This window comes from Flavobacteriales bacterium (genome assembly GCA_013214975.1).
GTDB lineage: Bacteria > Bacteroidota > Bacteroidia > DT-38 > DT-38 > DT-38.
Genome location: JABSPR010000197.1, coordinates 1 through 4,534 on the forward strand (window position 1 = coordinate 1; position 4,534 = coordinate 4,534).

Below are 4,534 nucleotides of genomic sequence, written 5' to 3' on the forward strand. Positions count from 1 at the left end.
CTGGTATTGGTCAAAGGGCTTCTCTCGAGGATATCACATTAGATTTTATGCAAGAAATATTTTCAACAAACGTTTTCGGCCTCACTATTCTAACTCAACTTGTAGTTAAAGAATTTAAGAAAATAGGAAAAGGAAATATTATTAATATCGGTTCTACGGCTTCATTAAGTGGTTACGCAAATGGTAGTGTTTATTGCGCTTCTAAATTTGCGATGAGAGGTCTTACCGAATGCTGGAGAGCTGAATTAAGGAAACATAATATTAGAGTATCACTAATCAATCCTTCAGAAGTTCCCACTGCCTTTGGGAATAAGGACAGAATAGAAAAAGAAGAGTCGAGTAATAAATTAACACCTGTAGAAATTGCCATTGCAGTTAAGAATGTCTTAGTAATGGACGACAGAGGATTTATTCCAGAACTTTCAGTATGGGCTACCAATCCGTTTTAATAAGAAATGAAACACTCGAATTTATAATTAGCTGATGAATAATATTATTGCCACAATTTTTCTCGTTTCTATTTTATCTTTTAATACATACTCACAAGGTGATGCTAAGGGAAGTTGGAAGCTTGCTAAAATAACGAGTGCACAAACAGGAAAGTCATTGAGATTAAACGCGAATTTGGCATCTCATAAAATAAAGCTATCAGGTAAAATGATGCAATTCATTTCTGATTGCGATAATTGCTCTTCTAGATATCTAATGTTATCATCGGGAAAGTTTATTGCAAATAAAGAATACTGTAAATCTCATGCATGTGGAGGAGGTCAATTGAAATATCGGGATTACATACCGTACACTGAAATGGAATGGTACAAGGTAAAGGGGACAGCTTTAATGATTAAGAATAATAAATATTCACTTTTCTACACCAAAACTGCGGGTGTTGCTACGACCGAAAAAAGTTCTTCTAAAGGAAGTCCATCTTCTGGGTTGGTCTGGGGTTTGGGTGTTGTAAGTAGTAAATCGGGTAATGTTTCTGCAAAAGTTAATTTTTCTACTGAGCCAATCAATGTATATAATAATGCTTTAGGCGCACTTGTTGGTCAGATTAGAAGAAAGAATCCAAGTAGAGAGAATTTTAAATCCGTAAATGAATATTCTTTAATAAAGGATGAAAAAAAGTATGATTTAAACTTGAACGACTTTCAAGAGGTAATCAGAAATGGATGGTATCTAAAATTTTATAAAAGCGAAGCTGGTTTTATACAAATATTAGGGAATACAGTAAATTCAGGAGTGTGGGTTAAAATTAGTGATTTAAAGAAACATGGATTAATAATAGAGCAATATGCTGATTTCTTAAAAGGTCAAAGATATCCTTGCTTTCCAATTAGTTCTTCTGGTAAAGGACTCGAATTAAAAACTGATTCTAAATATAACAGTACTGTAGTTGATTATTTAAAAGGGAAGGAGAATAAAATAATATTAACAGGTAAAAGAGTAGATAATTGGTTAGAGGTAAGCGTTAAAATTTATACTCGTGACCCTTGTGAAAATAGTGCCAGCTATGTTAAGTCTGAAAAGGGTTGGATTAGAGCTATAGGTAATGGTGGTGAACCTAACATCTGGTTTAACCCACAAGGTTGCCCACGATAAAACAAGAGTATTCTGCTAGCTTTGTTTGTAATAAGTACGTATTTCCTTGTAAAGATCCATTCCTTCGTCGAAATCTAGAATTTATTTTAACTGATTAATTTGGGTGAGCGTATTTACAACGCATTCCTAAATATTATTAGTGAAAAGAATAGATTTCGATAGTCAAGTAGAAAAAGTAAGAAAAAGCCCAAGTTTTCTAAAGTCCTTGGTGTTCGACTATTTGGAACATACAAGTGGTGGGGAATATATGGATTATGGAAAGTATCTTGGTCGAATAACTAAACTGTGTGAGCAACTTCAAGATGAAAATGATGAAGCCAAAACTCTAAAAACATTACTACTTGGGATAGATTTATATCTAACCGATAATTACAATGAAGCAAGCGCATGCTTACTATCCCTTTTGAAAAAGTGTGATGACCTTGACGATCTGAATATCCAAGGCCTTTGCCGGTTTTTTTATGGTAAGAACCTTCTTGCAATGGGAGATCAAGAATTAGCATTGGCCGAATTCATTATCGCAGAGGAATTCCTAAAATATAGTGATCCAGTTCCTACATATTATGAGCTTCTAATGTGTAATCTAGGACAAGTATCAACCGGATTTGGACAATATGACGATGCCTTGGATTACTTCGAAAAAGGACTCAGCGATTCATATTATAACGAAAGAAAAAATGGTCGGTTTGAGTTGTATTGTGGATTATCAACACTTTTTCGATTGCAAAACAATTGGGGCGAATCTAGAAGGTTTCTCGACGAAGCACTGATAAGTTCAGCAACACCAACTCAAAGGTCGAGAGCACTACATGATTTAGGAATCACGTTACTAGAACTAGGAAGTTTAGACGATGCCCTAAGTTGTGTAAAGATGAGTCATAACATTCGGGCAAAATCTAAACAACAGGATGCTATAAGCTCAAAAATACTCATCGGAAAAATATATTTGGCCTTAAAAGATTATACGATGGCTATATCCATACTCAAAGAAACTCTCAGTATAACCGTTCTTTTCAAATCTTCTTTGAATGAAAAGGAAATTCAAATTTGTTTAGATAGAGCATACAGTGCTATTAAAAAGAATAATTATCTAGAGATAACTGCTGAAGAACAAGAGAAAATTAAGAGTAATTGATCCAATTCAGAATTAATTTAATGAATAATGTTTTTTTTATAGCGTATAAAAGCACTGTTAACATTCTGTTAATGTGATAAATATGATTTTGTCAATTAGGGTTTTCTAAAAAGAGTAATATTTAAACGGATTTGCTTGTAACAGATAGCTTTTTTTATCGTAAAAAATGACTGATCAATACAATATCCAAATTAAATTGTTCTAACATAACACCAAACATGATCCCCAATATAGAAAAAGCACTTAGTCAAGCTCAAGTAATATTCTTTACAATGACTATTGATTCAGAATTAACAGAAAGCAAATTTTGTGCTTCTAATAGCTACTTTACCAAAGAAATGAAGTCTCAGATGGGCAAATTAGGGGCAGGAGATAGCATTATATTTGAAAATATAATTTCTCTTACGGCAGAATCAAAATACCTAGATATTCCAAATCTTCATTTTGAAATTGCTTAGATAAAAACACATTATCTTATATCGTTACTTTAGAATTAATTGAAGCTTATCTTTAATGTTCATTTTAAATAATGAGCATAAAATGAAATGGGTTTTAATTTTATTCTTTATCTCTTTTAGTTCCACGTCGTATTCTCAAATTCAGAATATTGATTCCTTTATTATTGCATTTAATAACCTGAGATCTCAGGATATTCGACGAAATCAAGAGGAGTACTTCAGGCTCTTTCCTAAATCGTATACTGATTTCATTCAAGTGTTTGGAGACGGCTATGAGATCAAAGGAATATTAGGAGAGCAATATCAACTATATGTACCGCAATACTTTGCTTTATTTGAAATAAGTGAAGAGGAAAAGATGAGAGCTTGGATTGATATTGCAATAGAAGGAGAGTGGGCGCTGGGAGCTACATCTGATTTTGCCTATATCCTAAGAAATAAAGTATTGACTAATACAGCATTGGTTTATGGTATTTTGAGCTCGAAAAGTTCATCTCAAATAGAGTGTTTTTATCGCTTTTTGTTTCAAAATGTTAATATGGAGTTTCTGAATTTACCCAAGGAGTTATCGGACTATAAGGAGATAGATAGGGAATATTATAATTCAATGAATTCTGGACTTAACCTTGCCATTCAAGACAGTTCTATTATAGTAAAGAGGTATTTGTATAAATATTCAACTAGATTTTGCGCTATAGGGAATTTAATGGTTAATATGATGGAGCAATTGAAAATATATTTCTACTCACGAAAAAACAATGTTCATACCGTAAACCCAGGATATCAAACAAAGAATTCAGCTTCAAATGCGTATACAGAAGTTATAGCTCAGTTAGTAAATATTCAAATAGAAATTGGAGAGGAAGGAATATCCCCATATTTGCAAATCGCTAATGGGGTTAAAGATTTATTGAATAGGGAGTTTTTACCTGGTGATAACTTTCAAGAACCTGAGGATTGGATCAATAACACGGTTTTAAAAGTTAACTTGATCAAGGAGGAACTGTGTAAGCAGAATTGATAAAAATTACTTTACAACCCGTTAATACTTTAATTAGTTGAGTAAAAGAAAACTTAAAAAATATTTAGACTCGCTTGAAAAGGAACAGCTTCAAGATCAGGTATTGGAATTGTATTCTAAATTTAAACCTGTAAAAGTATTTTATGACTTTGTATTTAACCCCAAGGAGGATAGAATGCTTACAGACTGTAAATTAAAGATTTTAAAGGAGTATTTTCCTCTAAAGAAACCCAATGCCAAAAGAAAAGTAAAAGTTAAAGCAAGACGATCCGTTGCAAAGAAGCACATTAAGCATTTTATTCAATTGGGTGTAGATCC

The 4,534-nt window shown here is 32.7% G+C and carries 6 protein-coding genes; all 6 read left to right on the top strand.

Annotation, left to right across the window (positions count from 1 at the left end):
* Positions 1-449, top strand: a 449-nt coding sequence (locus HRT72_06675; protein ID NQY67392.1) for an SDR family oxidoreductase, incomplete at its 5' end; no start/stop codon positions are given.
* A gap of 34 nt (positions 450-483) precedes the next feature.
* The gene (locus HRT72_06680) at positions 484-1,602 is read left to right on the top strand and encodes a hypothetical protein (GenBank protein NQY67393.1); all 1,119 of its coding nucleotides are present in this window, start codon (positions 484-486) and stop codon (positions 1,600-1,602) included.
* A gap of 139 nt (positions 1,603-1,741) precedes the next feature.
* Positions 1,742-2,737, top strand: coding sequence for a tetratricopeptide repeat protein (locus HRT72_06685; protein NQY67394.1), 996 nt, complete (start codon positions 1,742-1,744; stop codon positions 2,735-2,737).
* Between the two features lie 218 nt (positions 2,738-2,955).
* Positions 2,956-3,195, top strand: a complete 240-nt coding sequence (locus tag HRT72_06690; GenBank protein ID NQY67395.1) for a hypothetical protein — start codon at positions 2,956-2,958, stop codon at positions 3,193-3,195.
* Between the two features lie 82 nt (positions 3,196-3,277).
* Entirely contained in the window at positions 3,278-4,216 is a 939-nt protein-coding gene (locus HRT72_06695; protein ID NQY67396.1) for a hypothetical protein, read from the top strand.
* A gap of 37 nt (positions 4,217-4,253) precedes the next feature.
* Positions 4,254-4,534, top strand: a 281-nt coding sequence (locus tag HRT72_06700; protein ID NQY67397.1) for a hypothetical protein, incomplete at its 3' end; no start/stop codon positions are given.